1 rRNA gene is annotated in these 252 nt (G+C 57.5%); it reads right to left on the bottom strand.

Annotation, left to right across the window (positions count from 1 at the left end):
- Nucleotides 1-97: ribosomal RNA gene (gene rrf / locus ADL25_RS20395) — 5S ribosomal RNA — on the bottom strand; the annotation flags it as partial.
- Between the last annotated feature and the right edge of the window lie 155 nt (nt 98-252).

The raw sequence follows: 252 nt of genomic DNA, 5'->3' as shown, positions 1-252 counted from the left end.
CCCACAGGGTCCCCCCTGCAGTACCATCGGCGCTGAAAGGCTTAGCTTCCGGGTTCGGAATGTAACCGGGCGTTTCCCTCACGCTATGACCACCGAAACACTATGAAACAGAACGCCACACCACCCGACAAACGAGTGGGGCTGTTCGTGGTTTCAGAACCAACACAGTGGACGCGAGCCTCTATGGACAAGCCCTCGGCCTATTAGTACCGGTCACCTCCACACGTTACCGTGCTTCCAGATCCGGCCTAT

This window comes from Streptomyces sp. NRRL F-5122 (assembly GCF_001507435.1).
Classification (GTDB): Bacteria; Actinomycetota; Actinomycetes; order Streptomycetales; family Streptomycetaceae; genus Streptomyces; species Streptomyces lannensis.
The sequence above is the reverse complement of the archived record's forward strand: the minus strand, read 5'-3'. Positions and strand labels throughout refer to the sequence as shown.